Source organism: Polaromonas sp. CG_23.6 (genome assembly GCF_029892315.1).
GTDB lineage: Bacteria > Pseudomonadota > Gammaproteobacteria > Burkholderiales > Burkholderiaceae_C > Polaromonas.
Genome location: NZ_JARXUY010000001.1, coordinates 785,344 through 802,511 on the forward strand (window position 1 = coordinate 785,344; position 17,168 = coordinate 802,511).

Below are 17,168 nucleotides of genomic sequence, written 5' to 3' on the forward strand. Positions count from 1 at the left end.
AAAAAATAGCTGACGGCTGCGTTTGATGGCAGGATGTAAAGAAAATAAACATCCATAGACCATCCACTTGGATGGTTTTAAGATAGCGCCATGCCACCAAGAACCGCCAACACTGTCGTCGCTGCCAAGCCGGCCGACGAAAAAATCACCATCAATCTGGGCTACGTCGATCTGGGCCAGATCGACCTGCTGGTGCAGGAAGGCTTTTACGCCAACCGCACCGACCTGATCCGCACCGCCATTCGCAACCAGCTGGTCAACCATGCCGAGGTGGTCAGGCAGGTGGTGGCGCGCAAGACGCTGGTGCTCGGCATCCAGCATTTCACCGCCGACGGCCTGCGCGCCGTGCAGGCGTCGGGCGAAGCCTTGCAGATTCGTGTGCTGGGCCTGGCCACCATCGCGCTTGACGTCACCCCGGAACTGGCGCTGGCCGCCATAGATTCGGTGGTGGTGCTGGGCGCGCTGCATGCCAGTCCGGCCGTGAAGGCGGCGCTGGCCGGCCGCATCCGCTGATATTTCAACCCGTTCCCTGAACCCACCCGTTCCCTGAAGGAAAACACCATGAACGCTAACCTTGAACGCATCCTGTCCGAAGCCTCCCGCCTGGCGCAAGGCGCCATCCAAAAAGCCCTGGCGTCGGCCAGCCAGCACGCCGACAGCGGCGGCGAGCATCCGCTGCACCGGCTGGCCGCTGGCGCGAAAACCACCCCCAGCCCGATGAACAACCCGGCTTTCCAGAATTCGATGGCCGAAGCCACGCGGCTGATGCAGACCGGCAACCTGCAGGCCGCCACCGCCGCCATCCAGGCCGCACTGGGCGGCGCCGCTGTACCGGCCAGCGCGGCCGACGACCTGAACGTCATCGACGTGGAGGCGCATGAAGTCGGCCGGGCAGCACCAGCGCAAAAACCGTCCGAGCCGGCCGTCAAGCCCGGCCCGTCCGGCCAGTTCATCAGCGGCAGCCACACCGAAGGCACGGCCGGCAGCCGCGAGTACAAACTCTATATTCCGCCAGCGTCCTTCACCGAGCCATTGCCGCTGGTCGTGATGCTGCACGGCTGCACACAAAATCCGGACGACTTTGCCGCCGGCACGGGCATGAACGAAGCCGCCCTGAAGCGTGGGTTTTACGTGCTCTACCCGGCGCAGACGCAGCACGCCAATTCGTCGCGCTGCTGGAACTGGTTCAAGCACAACCATCAAAAGCGCGGCCGGGGCGAGCCGGCGCTGCTGGCCGGCATGACGCGTGACGTGATGAGCCGCTACAACATCGACCCGCAGCGCGTTTACGTGGCCGGCCTGTCTGCGGGCGGCGCCATGGCGGCGATTTTGGGCGACGCCTACCCCGACCTGTTTGCCGCCGTCGGTGTGCATTCGGGCCTGGCCACCGGGTCGGCGACCAATGTGCAGACCGCGCTCAGCGTGATGCAGACCGGCGCGCCGCCCAGCACCCGGACCACGGCCAGCCCGCCGACCATCGTCTTTCACGGCGACAGCGACGCGACCGTGAACCCGGTCAACGGCGAGCAGGTTCTGGCGGCCAGCGCCGGCGCCCACACGCCGCAAACCAGACGCGCCAAAAGCGCCAACGGCCGCGACTACACCCAGCGCAGCTACAAGGACGCCGGCGGTGACGTGGTGGCCGAACACTGGGCGGTGCACGGCGCCGGCCATGCCTGGTCGGGTGGCAACGCGCGGGGAACGTACACCGACGGCACCGGCCCGGATGCGTCCGAGGAAATGCTGCGCTTCTTCCTGATGAAGACCCTGCCCGCGAAGCATTGAGGGGCCGCATCGCCCAATGCCTGGGGCGCCACTCGCAAGACCCCGGTCTTATAGAATGGCGCCCCTTCCATTTTTGCCTGCCGGCCCCGCCATGAACATCACCGTCAACGAAGAATTGCTTGCCTACATCGACCCGCTGACGCCGGAAGAAAACGAAGCCCTGGAGCGCAGCCTGCTGGCCGAGGGTTGCCGCGACGCGCTGGTGCTGTGGGGCGACGTGCTGGTCGATGGCCACAACCGCCACCGCATCTGCACGCAGCACGGCATTGCCTTCAACACCGTGCAGAACACGCGCTTCACCTCCATCGACGATGTGCACCTGTGGATGATCGAGCAGCACCTGGGCCGGCGCAGCGTGTCCGATTTCCAGCGCGGCGTGCTGGCCCTGCGCCGCAAGGACATCCTGACCGCGCGGGTGCAGCCGGCAACTGCCGAAGCGTCCGGCTCCGAAGCCGCCCCGGCTGCCGGCATCCCCAAGCCCGAGCCGGTGCCGACGATGGGCGCCATCGCCAAGTCGGCGCGCATCAGCAACGCCACCATCAACCAGATTGAAAAGATCCAGAAATCCGCTGCGCCCGAACTGGTCGCGGCGGTGAAGTCAGGCACCATCTCGATCAACGCAGCGGCCACCGTGGCGTCGTTGCCGATGCACGCACAGGTGGCGGCGGTCGCCGGCGGCAAGAAAGAGCTTCAGCAAGCCGCCCGGCAGGTGCGCGAAAGCCAGGCCGTGGCCCGCACCGAGCCTGAAACCCCCGAAGGCGTGATCGCCCGGCTGCGCCAGACCATCACCGAACTCAGCGCCGAGAATGCGGCGCTCAAGGCCAGGCTGGCTGAACTGGCCGCCTGAAGCGGAACCATCAATGCATTGACCTGCATCAACCACGGCGGGATGAGTCACCTGCGCGGCAGGGATGCGCGATAGACTGATTTCACAAGCATTGTGATTCAGTCCTGTTTCCATTCAAGGAGCCCCCATGCCCGCCATGATGAAAGCCGCCGTGTTCGTCGAACCCGGCCGTATTGAAATTGCCGACAAGCGCATTCCTGACGTCGGCCCCAACGACGCGCTGGTGCGCATCACCACCACCACCATCTGCGGCACCGACGTGCACATCCTCAAAGGCGAATACCCGGTGGCCAAGGGGTTGACGGTCGGCCACGAGCCGGTCGGCGTGATCGAAAAGCTCGGCAGCGCCGTGCAGGGCTACAGCGAAGGCCAGCGCGTGATTGCCGGCGCCATCTGCCCCAACTTCAATTCCTATGCCGCGCAGGACGGCGCACCGTCGCAGGACGGCAGCTACCTGGTGCCGATGGGGCTGTGCGGCTGCCACGGCTTCAAGGCCACCGCCGGCTGGCGCTTTGGCAACCTGATCGACGGCACGCAGGCCGAGTATGTGCTGGTGCCCGACGCGCAGGCCAACCTGGCGCCGATTCCCGACGGCTTGACGGACGAGCAGGTGCTGATGTGCCCGGACATCATGTCCACCGGCTTCAAGGGCGCCGAAAACGCGCGCATCAAGATTGGCGACACGGTGGTGGTGTTTGCGCAGGGGCCGATTGGCCTGTGCGCCACGGCGGGTGCGCGGCTGCTGGGCGCCAGCACCATCATCACCGTCGATGGCAACGACCACCGCCTTGGCATCTCGAAACAGCTGGGCGCCGACGTGACGCTGAACTTCAACCACTGCGACGTGGTCGAGGAAGTCATGAAGCTCACCAACGGCCGGGGCGCGGATTCATCGATCGAGGCGCTGGGCACGCAGGGAACGTTCGAGTCGGCGCTGCGGGTGCTCAAGCCCGGCGGCACGCTGTCCAGCCTGGGCGTGTATTCGAGCGACCTGACGATTCCGCTGTCGGCCTTTGCCGCCGGCCTGGGCGACCACGCCATCGTCACCGCCCTGTGCCCCGGCGGCAAGGAACGCATGCGCCGGCTGATGAATGTAGTGGCGTCCGGCCGGGTGGATCTGGGTGTGATGGTGACGCACCAGTACCAGCTGGAAAACATCGTTGCCGCCTATGAATTGTTTTCGCACCAGCGCGATGGCGTGTTGAAGATCGCGATCAAGCCTTAGCGCAGATTTTCCCTTGTGAAAAACGATTTTTCAGCATAAAAAACGGCTTTAGCGCACAGTTCGTATGCGTTTTAAGCTATTAATAAAGTAGCGAAAAACTTTATTTCTTGCAGGCTGCGGTTGCCCGCCAAACAGGTTCTGGTTCTGGAATCCAGGCTCGACCCGTCAGCGGCGCGCTGTTATTTGTAAAACGGCTCGACCTTGCCCTTGAGCTTGATCAGCAGCGGCTGGCCCTTGCGGTCCAGCGTCTTGCCGGCAGGCACCTTCACCCAGCCTTCGCTGATGCAGTATTCCTCGACATTGATGTGCTCCTTGTCGTTCAGGCGAATGCCAATGTCATGCTCGAACACGGCCGCGACATGGTGCGGGCTGCGTGGGTCAACCGACAGGCGGTCGGGCAGGGGCGGGGTTGCAGTGGATTCGTTCATGGTGCGGTCCGGTTCGGAAAAATTTTCAGGAGCCCGGAGTATCTCCGATGGCACAAGATGCGCCGTGCCGGCTGTGTGAAATCAAGCGGACTGGCAAGAATCGCAGCCAACCCGCCCAAGGCACAAGAAGCCGCGCAAGGTCACACCGATTTTTTGCCCTTGTCGCCCGGTTTTGGTTTGTTGTTGTCGGCTTGGGTCGGGACAGACAAGAGCATTGAAAATGCCTTGTCTGGCGACGCGGCCAGTGTGGCTGGTGCCGGCAATAAACTGAAACGTCCGGCATGGTCGATGTCGATCACCGGCGCCATGGATTGAACCTGGTTGATCAACACCGGCGCCAGGTTGTCGCTGGCGCACGGCTCCATTGCTGAATGGCTCAGGGATTGCGCTTCCTGGTAAGACTGCGGGCCCGCACCAAAGGGTTTTGCTGAAGCTGCCCGCTTGGCGGCCCCTGTAGCGGTTTGCCCCAACAAATCAGGCAAATTTCCATTGCGCTGAATGGCGTCGAGTTGCAGTGCCTCCATCAAACCTTCCAGGGGATCGTCTGCCGTCACGAGGCTTTCGACGTCCATCGCATGGTTCATTGAACACAGCACATCATCAACCAGTGATGACTCGACGCTTTGCTGGGCGCTGAGCAGCTCCATCAGGCTGCTGGTTTTTTTTTTGGCGCCTTCAATCAGTTCCAACACCGAAAGGTCATTCAATTTTGCGACTGCCTCAGACACCATGTCGTCTGTAAAAAGCCCAAAAAAAGCCTGAAGCTCCGTGCGGACCGTACTCAATTGCTGGTCGATCTGGGTTTTCATCGCCTTCAGGTCAGACGACGACAGCGCTGACCACTCGCCCTCCAACGGCAGCGACAGTGGTGGACCATTGCCGGATTCGTCCTCGGGAAATCTGGAAAATCTGCTGTTGCCGCAGTATTCTTCAGCGCTTTGAACGCCATCCAGGTCCGCTGAAGCTGGAGGATTGGGGTCGCAATCCAGAATGTCCGTCTCGTCAGTTCCCAATGTTTCCATGGAGGCATGGGCGTCGGACACGACCTCCTGCAAATGCCGGTTGAAATGATTGATTTCCTCGGTCGTTGCAGACGACAGAAGCGATACAAAACAATTGGGCCGACCCGCGAGAAAGGCGTTCATCTCGCCAATAATGGTTTTCAACGGCACAGTTTTTATATCCAAAAACATCGGTTTTTAAGGGTCACTCAAGCGCCTCGTCCATCTGCCTTGCCAACGGGGTGCGGTGGCTGAAAGTCAGTGCCTTGCAAGGCAACATGGCATCAAGGTGCTATTGCGCACTTGGCATTCAATGCACAAGGTCAGAAATTTTACGTGGGCTTGGTACAAACTGTTTCCGGCATCATGGATGCCACCAATACGAAGTTTTACTGGTTACGCCTGAACTGTCGACGAACAACTAATTTTTGCTGATCACAGGTGTTGGCGGAGGTTCCTCTGCTGCCGCCGAAAGCTGAAGGCGAACAATTTCGCGGTAGTCCACCGATTTGTAGAAAGAACTGGCCCAGGCCTGGTCTGATCCTTGCGGCGGTGTCAGTTTGCCAAGTTCCTTGGCCAGTTTAAGTTCGGCCATGCGCGCATCAAATATCGCATTCACCCAATCGATGTACACATTGTTTTCCTCGACCTGCGCGTCGAGCAGCGCCATGGTGGTTTCCCGGCCTGCGATATTCAACCGTTTTCGAGCCTTGAAAACTTCTTTTGCCCCGATGGCTGCCTCCGACAGGATTTGCTCTCTTTGGTAGCCGCTGATGCTGCTGCGCCAGGCCGACAAGGCCCGCTGGCTTACGTTTCTGGTGACAACACCGAGCTTGGCCCGGTCTGTGTTCACCTGTGCGGCCGCTTTGTCCGCCTTGATCCGGCCTTCCAGCAGGGTGCCGCTTGACATCGTCAGCTGCAGCGCGAGCTGTGCAGACGACGTGACCGCCCCCGGGTATTCATAGCGCTTTGTCACACTGACATCCACCGTCGGAAAGCGGGCAGCTCGTTCAGCGGTCGCATTGGCCTGCGACTGCGTGATGGTGGACCGGGCCTGGGCAATCTGGATGTTGTTGCTCAGTGCTTCGGCCACCACGGCTGTTGAACTCAGGTCAAGCCATGCGGCCGGTATCCTTGCTGCAGGAAGTTCTCCGGTGCCAGGGGTGAATCCGAACAATGCAGAAAAAGCCGTTTTCGCCTCTTCAAGGGACGACTGGAACAGCAGCAGTTTGTTGGCGCTCACGGCCAGCCGCGTGGCAGCGACCCTTGAGTCCGTGATGCCGGCGCCACCCAGCGCCACCTTTCGACTCTCAAGCGTCTCGATGTCGCGAAGCGCTTTTTCCGAACTTCGTGCAACGCTCATCAACAACTCAAACCGCAAGGTTTGAAGGTAAGACGCGAGCGCCTCGAAAATCACGACTTCGGTCGCCTGGCGCGTGCCAAGTTCACCGATTTGAAGACCACCTTCTGCTGCCAAAAGGCGTGCAGCGGACTTGCCCGAATCAAAAACCGTGTACTTCACGCCAGCGGTTACGCGGCCATCAACAACACCAAAGCGATTGGGTAGCTCGGTATTGGACCGCCCCAAGGACGTCTGGACCTCGAATTTGGGGTATTGCAGCAAACTGGCCGAACTCACATCTGACGCCTTGGCAAAAAGCTCGCTTTCCGCCTGCAACACTTCCGGGGCAGTGCGCGCCAGGCTTAGCAGCCGAAGTGCCATTTCATTGGCCGTTCTGGATGGCAAGTCAGTCTGCGCAAAAGCCTGCGCTGAAAGCATTGAGGCACACAGCAGGGTAGGCAAGGCCAGCCTGTGGTCAAAAAACCGGTTTTGCATCAAATGATTTTTCATGGTTCGCGGAAGGCTTCCACCCCGATTTTCAAGATGGGACGCAGCAGATACCAGCCAAAGGTTTGGGAGCCCACGATGACGTCGACGTCGGCCGTCATGCCGGAAGTCACGGGCGAATTGCTTTTGCTCAGTACAGAGCTGTTGGTGCGGATGACCATTTTGAAAAAGCTCGAACCATTGGGATCTTTGTCCGCATCAGCCGCGATTCTCTGGACAACGCCGTCAAGTGCGCCATATCTCAAAAAGTCATAGGCTGACACCTTGACCTTGACTTTCTGGCCCACCTGGACCAAGCCCCGGTCCGAAGGACTCAGCCTGGCTTCGATCTCAATTTGCGCATCCACGGGCACCACGTCAAGGATGGGCTCCCCGGCCTTGACAACCCAGCCTGATTCGCTGGAGCGCAAGCCTTTCACGATGCCGGCAATCGGTGCCTTGACGATATTTCGCGCGCGCTGGGTCTGCGCCCGCTGAAAGTCCTCTGTCACCGTTGAAAACTGTCTTTCGGTGGTCAGCAGTTCCTCTGCTGCCCGACGACGGAACCGGCCATCGACTTCCGACAACTTTCCTTGTGCATCAGCTAGCGCGGCCACGACGGCCTTGAGCGATTGCTGTGTGGTGGTCAATTCCATCCGGTTGGATTCAACGTCTTTCCTGGACTGGATGGCTTCAATCTCGGCCACCAGCTTTTCCTTGGCCAGCTGGCTGGTGAGGGCGTGTTGCTGATCGCTGATTTCCTGGCGTGTGGTCAGCCCCTTGATTTTTGCTTGGGTCTCGAGAATCTTCGCTGCCTGCATTTCCACTTGGGCGCGGGCAGAGGAAAGCTGGCCCTCCAGCTCCAGGCTGCGCGCACGGTAGGTCAGTAATTCTGCGTTGCGGATTTCATCGGCAATTTCTTCGGTGAATTGAGCGTTGGTCAACGCACTCCGGCTTGCTTCGGCACGCAGGCGGATACGCGCCGCATTCATGGCGCTTTTCCTGGCCGTCAGCTCCTCAAGGTTCAAACTGGCCGCGCCCAGATCCAGTTCAAGCAGGGGCGCATCCTCTGCCACCGACTCACCGTCCTTGACAAAGACATTTTTGACAATGCCGCCTTCCAGGTGCTGGACCGTCTTGACCCGGCTGGAGGGAACCACCTTGCCGGGCGCAGTGACATTCATGTTGATGGGCGTCAACAGGGCAATGCCGACGCCCACCGCCAACAACCCAATGCCACCCATCAACCCCCACTTGCGCCAGAACGAGACAGGGGTCAGGGGGTTGTGTGCATTTTTCAATCGCTCGACGATGCTGCCCTGGCCTGCGGCATCAGGGCTTTTTTTATTGGGTTCCGTCATGTGAAAATATCTTTCAGGTAGCTAAAGCAGCGGCGACAGCCTTGCTGCCGGATTTGTTCAATTTAGGCGCTACCCCGAAGTGTTTGAACAGACCTTCTTCGGCAGACAGCAGTTGCGTCACACCTTTTCCAGACACTGAAACCACTGCGTCTGAATTGGCAACCATCCGCGCCGAATGCGTCACCACAATCACCGATCTGAACTGCGCAATACTTTTCAGGGCGGCGATCAGCTGCATTTCGCTTTCATGGTCCAGGTCGTTGGACGGCTCATCCAGCACAAGGATGCAGGGGTTTCTCAGGAGCACTTGCGCCAGCGCAATTTTTCGTCGCTCGCCTGCCGAAAGGCTTCTGGCCCCCTCGGTCAACTGGGTGCTGTAGCCATCCGGCAGTTTTGAAATGAAGCTGTGGGCGCCTGACAATTGGCATGCCCGCACAATTTGTTCATCGGTGGCTGTTGGGCTGACCCTGCGCATTTGTTCGGCAATGGAGCCATCGAGCATGTACACCTGCTGCGCCAAATTTCCGATCCAGCCGGACAACTGGGACCTTGAAAATTGCTTCAGGTCATAGCCATCCATTGAAGCGGTTCCAGAATCGGGCCGGTAAAGCCCCGAGATGAGCTTTAAAAGCGTTGACTTGCCCACGCCATTTTTGCCGCAAATGGCATAAAAGCGCTTGGGTTCCAGCACCAGGGAAATTTCAGTCAACAGGGGCTCGGCGTCCGGGTGGTAGCTGTAGGTCACTTTGGCCAGCTCAATACGGCCGGCCGGCCTTGGTATCGAAACTTCTCCATCTTCACGCTCGACTTCAAGTTCAAAAATCATTTGCAGTCGTTTCGACGCCTCCCGCGACAGCGCCAGTTGACGCCACGAACCCGCCAGCGCGGCAACCGGAGAAATGGCTTTCAAGGCCAGCATGTTCGCGGCGATCAGGCCCCCCACGGTCATCCACTGATTGACAACCGCCAGGGCACCAAACGCGGTGATGCAGATGGTGGTGATGATCAACAGGCCATGCGAAAGCTCACGCGCATCTTCAAGTTGCGCACCTTTTTCAAAGCTTTCGCCAAGCCACTGCTCATAAAGCGCTTTCCATTGGGTGAGCACAGCCTGTTTTTGATCAAGCGATTTGACCGACTCGCGGGCACGGCAAATCTCCGAGGTCAGAATGTCCAGACTGCGTGCCTGTTGCATTTCGGCAACTTTTCCTGATTTCAGTTCATCGGCCCACCACCACGCCAATCCAGAAAAGACGCACAACGCAATCAGAACAATGGGCAGCACTGGCGTTGCCACAATCCCCACGACCACCAGTGAAAAAATCGCAATGGGCAGGTCAAAAATGGATTGCACGACGGAACCTGTCAAAAGGCTCCTGACGGTTCCCACATCGCGGAACAAGGCCATCCAGGTTGCTGCTGCCCGCTCTTCAAGCGCCTTGAGCGGTTGGCCGAGCATTCGATCCAGCAGGGTCGACGAAAGCGTCCAGTCGATCAAAGCCCCGGCTTCACGCAGTTTTTCGGCACGCAAGCGACGAAAAAACCATTCGATCACAATCGTCACCGCTATGCCGGCGAGCAAGGCAATCAAGGTGGAAATGCCTTGGCGATAAATAACCCTGTCAAAAACCTCCAGCGCGAAAACCGAGGGCAGCAAGGCCAGCATGCTGATTGGAATTGATATCAGTCCGGCTTTGCGCAGGTGATGCCGGGCGCGAGAAAAGGCGACAAGCAGCTCTGGCCCCATACTTTTATTTGCTGCCGTTTTGTCGGACGAGCGCAACCGGATGGGAAGAAGGTACTCAATCATTTTTAGGCAATCCACTCTGTGCGTTTAGGGGCTCTGCACTTGAAAGTGCACTGTGCGGCATCAATGCCAAAAGTTGTCTGGTGCGGCTCATGGCTTCTATGCGCCGGGACAGCGATATCCAATAAGCAATGGTGTGAATGGCCTGTTCGCGGAAATATGGAATTTCCCGCATCAGACGCTCCCGTTCAACTTCTTCAATCGAGATGGCTTCATCTATCAATGCCCATCCGCTGAGTGGAAATGCTTTGGCGGAAACCTCTTTTTCAGGCAAGATTTTTTTCGATATGTCGGCCTGGCTTTTCGCTATTTTCGATTCCCTGGCGTCAGCCTTTTTGCTGACGACACTTGTTTTTTTATTCATACTTTTGACTCTTGCCGGTCTGGGTTTTCCACACGAACATGCAAATGTTTGCGCAACTGCAGCAATGCGCGGCGCAACCAGGTTTTTACGGTCCCCACCGGCACGCCCAGCGTTTCGGAAATTTGCTGATGTGTTAATTCACGGGCGTATTTCAGGTAGATGGCTTGGCGGTAAGTTGATGGCAGCAAACCTATGGCACTTTCAAAAGCGGCACCTTTTGTCGAGGCTTGATCAATCAAGCTGGTGTCGTCCTGCTCTTGCATCATCCAGCCCAACCGTGAATGACAAACTTCTGCACTGAAGTCAATGGAGATACTTTTTGAAAGCAGCACGGCTTCGCCAATCGCCTGATTGCGTGCAATCTGGAAAATCCAGGACTCTGGGGTGCTGATTTTGGCCACGTCAAAGCTGGCCGCATACCGCCAGATACGCAAGAACACATCGTGCATAACGTCTTCCGAGCCTTGGTCATCCCTGACAAAGCGATTGACGTAACGCTTTATGCGTGGCGAAAACAGCTCGTAAAGCTCTTTCAGTGCTTGCCGATCCTTCTTCTGAATTCGCAAAAGCAACGCTGCAACAGCCGCTGAGTTGCAAGCATTGGTCCGTGCTTCCAACACTTCAGAAGTGTTCACGACAGGTTCCGCACTCAGCCTAGGGGCTCATTTTGGGAGGCATATCAGGGATGATTTGTTTTCAACATGAGAAGCCAAGTAGTTTTTTTGCTCATATTTATTTAATTTGAAAAACTGTTATCAGTTACATTAATTTTTAAATGTAAATTATTTGCAGCATTTTTACTAATTTTTTATCAAAAAATTGTTAATTTAGTCTTATTTGCAACTAAATCTAAAGATCGCGTTTTGCTAAATCCTTGATTTAATTGAATTTAATTGGCCCTTACGCATTGGTTCGTGTGGTGTATTTATTCTTGAAGAAGGGGTAACTTGTGGTCAAGCGCGCAGGCTGATCAAAAACCGATCAGCTGCCGACAGGCAATGCACCTTGACCATGCGCATTGGATTTTTGATGAGGGAATCCAAATCAGTCCCTGTTTGTTGCGCGCCAGGGCAAACACAGCAAGATGGCATGACATCACCGCAGGCTCAAGCAGGTTTGCCACAACAAGGATTTCAATAGGTAAGGAAAGTGCTTACACCGGAGCAGTTTTTTGCCCTTGCGCAGCCGCTTTTGTTGCAGGGTGCTTATCTGGAGAAAGCGTGAGGCGCCTTAATTTGTCAAGTTTGTCAATGCTGAGTTTCTAACTACATAAATTTTTATTTTTTACGAAATTTGAATCCAAATTACGTATCTGCCGGTATTACGCATGAGGGATTTTGTAGTAAGTAACAACATTGGAAGCAAGCATGAATACACCTACCGTAGCCCCCCTGGGCCCAGACAGTGGTCTGGGCGTTGTCATCCTTCGCGAAGGCCAGGCGGTGTCTGTTGGGCCACAGGAAGTTTTGAAGGCAGGCGATCGCGTGCTCACGGGAGACAAGGCGGTCGATGTACTGGTGCCGACGCCAAGTGGAACCAAAAGTGTGCTGCTTCGTGTCGCCCCCAATTCGGAAGTTGCCATACGTCCCGCAGGGGTTGATGGCGGCCCTGCTGCTGCCGATGTGGTGGTGGCTGCCGGAGACGCTGATTTTGTGAATCTGCCCGATGATCTCGGCGAGCAAGTCAGCATCATGAAGTCGAAAACATCTTCCGCCATCATTGCGGGTGAGGGCCTTATTGATCCGGCCCGATGAAGTATCAAGCGGCATAGCGAACACGCCGATCCTGGAAATAGGCGATAACTCGCTCAGGCGTGCGTTCGAGCAACGTCATGTGCTCATTGGCAGCATCGCGTAATTTGGCTTTGCTGCGCACCGGTACGCGCTTTCCCAACTCTTGCTTGAGGTCCGCGTTCAGGCGTTCCTCCGGGTTGAGTTGCGGGCTGTAGCTGGGTAAATAGAACAGTTCGATGTCCTCCTTATGTTCAGCCACCCACGCCTTGACGATTTTGCTGTGATGAACCCGCAAGTTGTCCAAAATCAAAAACACCTTTTTTTCCGCATCCTTGATCAGCGCTTGCAAGAATTCGATGAGCTTGTCCGCGTCAAACGCATCGTCAATGATCATCCAGCGGGTCTTTCCCTGGTTGGTCACCGTGGCAATCATCGAGAGCTTTTGCCGGGTGCCGCCGATGGTCCTGGCCACGGGCGTTTTCCCAGCGGGCGCAAAGCTTCTGCCGCGCACATCCGTGTTGACAAGCGCCGTCTCGTCACCCCAATGGATTTCAGCGCCCTCCTGACGGGCACGTTGCTCTATCGCCGGGTACTCCCCTTCGAGCCAGGCTTGCACCGCTTCAGGGTTTTGTTCGTAGGCGCGCTTGATAGGCTTTTGAGGAGTAAAACCCCAGCGGGCCAGGTATTTGCCAACGCTGCGCACCTGCAGCTTGACCCCGTACTCCTGCTCGATGAGTTGGCCCACGGCCGCCCGGCTCCACAGGAAGAAATCCATCTTGAGCTGCTCAGGGCGTTGGTCGATGATGCTGCGCTGAACGTTGCCTTCCTGGGCTTGGCTCAGGGTGCGCCCAAGACCCTGGCTGCGCCCTCGCAAGGCCGGTCGGATCGCCGGCCAGCCGCCCGCATCAAAGAGATCGATGCACCTGCGCACAGCCGGGTAGCTCAGACCCGTCATGGAGACAATTTGCATGATGCCTATTGCCCTTTTGTGCAGCCTCACGACTTGCTTACGCCGCTCGTGAAGCTGCTCCAGCGTCTGCTTTCTTGCATTTTCTTTTTCCATCTTTCTTCGATAGAGAAAATTCAATAAAGTTCATACTTCATTGGGCCGTATCAATAGTACGGGTGAAGGCTTGTTGCTTGCCGGGGCGGGATTATTGGCGGTAGGTGCTGCTTCTGGCAGCGGAGGTGGCGGTGGTGCTGCAGGCGATAGCGGTGCAATAGTGTCTGGGGGAACTGGCGCTACAGGCGGAACAGGAGGTGGAACCGGTGGTACGGGTGGAACGGGCGCTACAGGAGGTGGCACAGGTGCTACGGGTGGAACAGGTGGTACGGGTGGAACAGGTGGTACGGGTGGAACGGGCGCTACAGGAGGTGGCACAGGCGGAACCGGCGCTACAGGCGGAACGGGCGGAACCGGCGCTACAGGCGCTACAGGCGGAACGGGCGCTACAGGCGGAACGGGCGCTACGGGCGGAACCGGCGCTACGGGCGGAACGGGCGCTACGGGCGGAACGGGCGCTACAGGCGCTACAGGCGGAACGGGCGCTACGGGCGGAACCGGCGCTACGGGCGGAACGGGCGCTACGGGCGGAACGGGCGCTACGGGCGCTACAGGCGCTACAGGCGGAACGGGCGCTACGGGCGGAACAGGCGCTACAGGCGCTACAGGCGCAGCCGTTATCGATCAAGGCTTGTTAAATTCTGTCAACGCAATTGCGACAGGATTGGGTTTGCCTTTGACGGCTATTTTGGGAGCTGGCGGGCTTGTAGGTGATGGAGGTCCAACCGATCAGCTCTTTAATGGCGGGCTGGTTGGAGAGCCTGGACTTATTTTGAATTTGCCCGAGGCCAATCCTGATTCCAACACGCCGCTTAACAGCGGCGGTATGGCAGCTGGAGATGCTTTGGACCAACTTCTGGGTGGTTTTGTGGATACCAATCCAATTGCCATCCTGATTAACCAGTCCACAACGGCAGGTGATGCTTTGTTGTCGCAGCAGTCTTTTGTCGACACATTGGTTGGCGAATTGGATGCACAGGGATTCGTCGGTCGAGCGCTCGATGGTGTGACAGGCGGATTGGACAGCTTGGTACAAGGTCTCGACCTCGGTGGATGTCAAGCTAGTTGTCGCAAAAAGTTTGATGCTCAGGCGATCTTTTGGGTGAGTTGGTTCTGGTTTTGTTGTGTTTCCGGATTGAGGTGGACTTCTGCGATTCGGTCCCAATTGCGGGTCGGACCGGACCAGCGGTTTGGGTTGGCATCGCGCGCTGCAGCATACACTTTGGCGCGGTCATCCAGAAGTGCTTGATCGATTTGCATGTGACGTTGAGCGGGCGTCACAAAGCCAATCGCGCTGTGCCGATGCTCGTGGTTGTACCAATGCACCAACTCTGTCACCCAGCGTCGCGCCTGTAGCAAGCCATTGAACGGTTTGACGGGAAGTTGAGGCCGGTACTTCAGTGTCCGGAACAGGGCCTCCGAGTAAGGATTGTCGTTACTTACCGCCGGTCGGCTGCGAGACGCAGCCACGCCCAGGCGCTGCATGGTGGCGAGCATTGTTTCCCCCTTCATCGGGGAGCCGTTGTCCGAGTGAACAGTGAGCTGATTGGGCGTGATGCCCTGACGCTCGCAGATGGCCTGGAGCAGCCCGCTGGCCAGCTCAGCACTCTCGCAGTCGTACACCTGCCAGCCAACGATCCGGCGGCTGAACAGGTCCACGAACAGGTAAAGGTAGAAGTAGATGCCGCGGACCTCGGTGGGCAAGTAGCTGATGTCCCAGCAGTAAATCTGATCGGGCCCAGTGGCCACCAGCGCGCGTGGCTTGCTGCGTTTTTGCGCCACCCGCTCCAGGCGGCGGTGCGTCAACTGGCCGGCTTCACGCAGCAGCCGGTACAGGGTCGACTCACTCGCCACATACAGGCCCTGGTCAGCCAGGCGCGGCACGATCTGGCTGGGCGGCAGATCCTTGAACTCATCGCTGTTGACCACCTCCAGCGCAGCTTGTCGCTCCGCCTCACTGAACTTGTTGGGCGGCACGGTAATGCGGCGTTTGTCGCCCACCCGGAGGTCTCCCTGCTGGTTTTCCGGGCGTCTCCAGCGCTGAACAGTACGCGCATCCAACCCAATCAGGGCGCAGGCCTTTTGCAAACGTGCGCCGCTGTCGCAGGACTGTCGGATCAGCGTCAGCAGGGTCTGACGCTGTTGGCAACTGGTCATTTCTCCTCGTCCTCCCACAGGGCCTGGAACTTTTTTTGTAGCACCAGCAAGGCTGCGGCTTCGGCCAGCGCCTTCTCTTTTCGACGCAGTTCACGCTGCAGCCCCTCGTGTTTGACCTGCAGCTCACGCAACGCTGTCTTGGCTTGGCGCGATTCAGGCGCTGTGGCGCTGCAAAAAGCTTCACCCCAGGCCTTGAGCTGGTGCTCAAACAACCCCTTCTCCCGGCACCAGGCATGCAGCTGTGTGGGCGTCATGGCATGCGTCTGGTTCAGCGCAAGCAAGCGCTGGGCAGGGCCCCACGATTGGGCCGGTAAGTCGTCAGGCAGTTGCGCTGCGGGGCCACCGACTTCATGCTTTCGGTTGGACTTGCTGATCCATTTTCTCAAGGTGCCGACCGCCATATTCAGTTCATTGGCGACGTCCTGGACGCTGCGTGTGCCTCGTTGCCTAGCTTTGCTCAGGGCCTGTTCTTGGAATTCAGTTGAATGTCGATTTGTTGTCATGAATAGCGCTCCAATGCGGATCATCCGCAATCACGGGGGAGCGGCAACTAGTCTGACACAGGGGGACCTTGAGAACCTGTTAGCCAATCCAGTGACTGTTGTAGAAAATTTGCTTGACAGTGTGACTGCTGCTGGTACAGATGGCATTCTCGACCCCGTCACGGGTTTGCTGCACGACGTCACGGGCGGCGCGACAGGTGGCTTGCTCGATCCGGTCACGGCTTTGCTGGACGACGCCACGGGTGGCACGACGACTGGCTTGCTCAATCCGGTCACGGCTTTGCTGGACGACGCCACGGGCGGCGCGACAGGTGGCTTGCTCGATCCGGTCACGGCTTTGCTGGACGACGCCACGGGTGGCACGACGACTGGCCTGCTCGATCCGGTCACGGGTTTGCTGGACGACGCCACGGGTGGCACGACGACTGGCCTGCTCGATCCGGTCACGGGTTTGCTGGACGACGCCACGGGTGGCACGACGACTGGCCTGCTTGACCCGGTCACGGGTTTGCTGGACGACGCCACGGGTGGCGCGACGACTGGCCTGCTTGACCCGGTCACGGGTTTGCTGGACGACGCCACGGGTGGCGCGACGACTGGCCTGCTTGACCCGGTCACGGCTTTGCTGGACGACGCCACGGGCGGCGCGACAGGTGGCTTGCTCGACCCGGTCACGGCTTTGCTGGACGACGCCACGGGCGGCGCGACAGGTGGCTTGCTCGATCCGGTCACGGCTCTTGTCGATCAGGCTTCCTCGGTTTCGCCACAAACATTGAATGTGATCGATATACCTGCACAGTTAGTCGCAAGCAACTCTACGCCTGTGGGTGATATGGGAAGTATTCTTGAATCCATTCAGCAACCCATTACAGGCATTAACGACTCCACCTCCATCGTCAATGATGCACTGGGTGGCATTTTGGGCCACAGAACCTGAAAGTAGTTGATTTGACGATATCAAGCTCTAAACAAAAAAAGCGCGGAGCATCTTGTTTTGATGATAGAAAAATATTTATCTTTATTCTATTGATTTAATTAACCAAAAATATTATTTTAAATAAGGATA

17 protein-coding genes are annotated in these 17,168 nt (G+C 57.9%); 6 read left to right on the plus strand and 11 right to left on the minus strand.

What is annotated here, in order from left to right; all coding sequences use genetic code 11:
* Window positions 1-90 precede the first annotated feature (90 nt).
* The 4 genes from H4V98_RS03725 (at window position 91) to H4V98_RS03740 (ending at window position 3,857) form a co-directional block, all read left to right on the plus strand.
* Window positions 91-513, plus strand: a complete 423-nt coding sequence (locus H4V98_RS03725; protein ID WP_196865049.1) for a CopG family transcriptional regulator — start codon at window positions 91-93, stop codon at window positions 511-513.
* A gap of 48 nt (window positions 514-561) precedes the next feature.
* The gene (locus tag H4V98_RS03730) at window positions 562-1,785 is read left to right on the plus strand and encodes a PHB depolymerase family esterase (RefSeq protein WP_196865048.1); all 1,224 of its coding nucleotides are present in this window, start codon (window positions 562-564) and stop codon (window positions 1,783-1,785) included.
* Between the two features lie 91 nt (window positions 1,786-1,876).
* Complete coding sequence (locus H4V98_RS03735) at window positions 1,877-2,632, plus strand: hypothetical protein (RefSeq protein WP_196865047.1); 756 nt, start codon at window positions 1,877-1,879, stop codon at window positions 2,630-2,632.
* Window positions 2,633-2,759: 127 nt separating this feature from the next.
* Window positions 2,760-3,857, plus strand: a complete 1,098-nt coding sequence (locus tag H4V98_RS03740; protein WP_196865046.1) for an NAD(P)-dependent alcohol dehydrogenase — start codon at window positions 2,760-2,762, stop codon at window positions 3,855-3,857.
* A gap of 179 nt (window positions 3,858-4,036) precedes the next feature.
* On the opposite strand, the gene H4V98_RS03745 is transcribed toward H4V98_RS03740, so the two are convergent.
* The 7 genes from H4V98_RS03745 to H4V98_RS03775 form a co-directional block, all read right to left on the minus strand.
* Window positions 4,037-4,285: a DUF3297 family protein gene (locus H4V98_RS03745; RefSeq protein WP_196865045.1), complete on the minus strand. Its 249-nt coding sequence runs from the start codon at window positions 4,283-4,285 to the stop codon at window positions 4,037-4,039.
* A gap of 140 nt (window positions 4,286-4,425) precedes the next feature.
* The gene (locus tag H4V98_RS03750) at window positions 4,426-5,430 is read right to left on the minus strand and encodes a hypothetical protein (protein WP_231376571.1); all 1,005 of its coding nucleotides are present in this window, start codon (window positions 5,428-5,430) and stop codon (window positions 4,426-4,428) included.
* Between the two features lie 277 nt (window positions 5,431-5,707).
* Window positions 5,708-7,009, minus strand: a complete 1,302-nt coding sequence (locus tag H4V98_RS03755) for a TolC family protein (RefSeq protein ID WP_196865043.1) — start codon at window positions 7,007-7,009, stop codon at window positions 5,708-5,710.
* Window positions 7,010-7,134: 125 nt separating this feature from the next.
* Window positions 7,135-8,475 (minus strand): HlyD family type I secretion periplasmic adaptor subunit, encoded by a 1,341-nt coding sequence (locus H4V98_RS03760; RefSeq protein ID WP_196865042.1) that lies wholly within the window; start codon window positions 8,473-8,475, stop codon window positions 7,135-7,137.
* Window positions 8,476-8,488: 13 nt separating this feature from the next.
* Entirely contained in the window at window positions 8,489-10,141 is a 1,653-nt protein-coding gene (locus tag H4V98_RS03765; RefSeq protein WP_196865041.1) for an ATP-binding cassette domain-containing protein, read from the minus strand.
* A gap of 136 nt (window positions 10,142-10,277) precedes the next feature.
* Complete coding sequence (locus H4V98_RS03770; RefSeq protein ID WP_196865040.1) at window positions 10,278-10,646, minus strand: hypothetical protein; 369 nt, start codon at window positions 10,644-10,646, stop codon at window positions 10,278-10,280.
* Window positions 10,643-11,281, minus strand: coding sequence for an RNA polymerase sigma factor (locus H4V98_RS03775; protein ID WP_196865039.1), 639 nt, complete (start codon window positions 11,279-11,281; stop codon window positions 10,643-10,645). Before H4V98_RS03775 ends, H4V98_RS03770 begins: the two co-directional genes overlap by 4 nt.
* 732 nt (window positions 11,282-12,013) lie before the next feature.
* Here H4V98_RS03775 and H4V98_RS03780 point away from each other — a divergent pair.
* Complete coding sequence (locus H4V98_RS03780) at window positions 12,014-12,400, plus strand: hypothetical protein (RefSeq protein WP_196865038.1); 387 nt, start codon at window positions 12,014-12,016, stop codon at window positions 12,398-12,400.
* A gap of 4 nt (window positions 12,401-12,404) precedes the next feature.
* Here the strand turns inward: H4V98_RS03780 and H4V98_RS03785 are convergent, their stop codons facing one another.
* From H4V98_RS03785 to H4V98_RS03800, 4 genes are all read right to left on the minus strand, one after another.
* Window positions 12,405-13,442: an IS630 family transposase gene (locus H4V98_RS03785; RefSeq protein ID WP_036804692.1), complete on the minus strand. Its 1,038-nt coding sequence runs from the start codon at window positions 13,440-13,442 to the stop codon at window positions 12,405-12,407.
* Window positions 13,443-14,076: 634 nt separating this feature from the next.
* Window positions 14,077-14,478, minus strand: a complete 402-nt coding sequence (locus H4V98_RS03790) for a hypothetical protein (RefSeq protein ID WP_280757285.1) — start codon at window positions 14,476-14,478, stop codon at window positions 14,077-14,079.
* Between the two features lie 50 nt (window positions 14,479-14,528).
* The gene (locus H4V98_RS03795) at window positions 14,529-15,599 is read right to left on the minus strand and encodes an IS3 family transposase (RefSeq protein ID WP_196864798.1); all 1,071 of its coding nucleotides are present in this window, start codon (window positions 15,597-15,599) and stop codon (window positions 14,529-14,531) included.
* Window positions 15,596-16,102 carry a transposase gene (locus tag H4V98_RS03800; protein ID WP_196864799.1) on the minus strand — a complete coding sequence of 169 codons (507 nt, stop codon included), beginning with the start codon at window positions 16,100-16,102 and terminating at the stop codon, window positions 15,596-15,598. Before H4V98_RS03800 ends, H4V98_RS03795 begins: the two co-directional genes overlap by 4 nt.
* A gap of 91 nt (window positions 16,103-16,193) precedes the next feature.
* Between H4V98_RS03800 and H4V98_RS03805 the strand changes: the two genes are divergently transcribed.
* Window positions 16,194-17,039 carry a hypothetical protein gene (locus H4V98_RS03805; RefSeq protein WP_280757286.1) on the plus strand — a complete coding sequence of 282 codons (846 nt, stop codon included), beginning with the start codon at window positions 16,194-16,196 and terminating at the stop codon, window positions 17,037-17,039.
* The last annotated feature ends 129 nt before the right edge of the window (window positions 17,040-17,168 follow it).

Bases quoted from the DNA above. Each gene is read 5' to 3' on its own strand.
- H4V98_RS03730 (WP_196865048.1), top strand. From the start codon at position 562: ATGAACGCTAACCTTGAACGCATCCTGTCCGAAGCCTCCCGCCTGGCG.
- H4V98_RS03780 (WP_196865038.1), top strand. From the start codon at position 12,014: ATGAATACACCTACCGTAGCCCCCCTGGGCCCAGACAGTGGTCTGGGC.
- H4V98_RS03755 (WP_196865043.1), bottom strand. From the start codon at position 7,009: ATGGCACTTCGGCTGCTAAGCCTGGCGCGCACTGCCCCGGAAGTGTTG.
- H4V98_RS03770 (WP_196865040.1), bottom strand. From the start codon at position 10,646: ATGAATAAAAAAACAAGTGTCGTCAGCAAAAAGGCTGACGCCAGGGAA.
- H4V98_RS03760 (WP_196865042.1), bottom strand. From the start codon at position 8,475: ATGACGGAACCCAATAAAAAAAGCCCTGATGCCGCAGGCCAGGGCAGC.
- H4V98_RS03800 (WP_196864799.1), bottom strand. From the start codon at position 16,102: ATGACAACAAATCGACATTCAACTGAATTCCAAGAACAGGCCCTGAGC.
- H4V98_RS03785 (WP_036804692.1), bottom strand. From the start codon at position 13,442: ATGGAAAAAGAAAATGCAAGAAAGCAGACGCTGGAGCAGCTTCACGAG.
- H4V98_RS03765 (WP_196865041.1), bottom strand. From the start codon at position 10,141: ATGCTGGCCTTGCTGCCCTCGGTTTTCGCGCTGGAGGTTTTTGACAGG.
- H4V98_RS03735 (WP_196865047.1), top strand. From the start codon at position 1,877: ATGAACATCACCGTCAACGAAGAATTGCTTGCCTACATCGACCCGCTG.
- H4V98_RS03745 (WP_196865045.1), bottom strand. From the start codon at position 4,285: ATGAACGAATCCACTGCAACCCCGCCCCTGCCCGACCGCCTGTCGGTT.
- H4V98_RS03750 (WP_231376571.1), bottom strand. From the start codon at position 5,430: ATGAACGCCTTTCTCGCGGGTCGGCCCAATTGTTTTGTATCGCTTCTG.
- H4V98_RS03725 (WP_196865049.1), top strand. From the start codon at position 91: ATGCCACCAAGAACCGCCAACACTGTCGTCGCTGCCAAGCCGGCCGAC.
- H4V98_RS03795 (WP_196864798.1), bottom strand. From the start codon at position 15,599: ATGACCAGTTGCCAACAGCGTCAGACCCTGCTGACGCTGATCCGACAG.
- H4V98_RS03740 (WP_196865046.1), top strand. From the start codon at position 2,760: ATGCCCGCCATGATGAAAGCCGCCGTGTTCGTCGAACCCGGCCGTATT.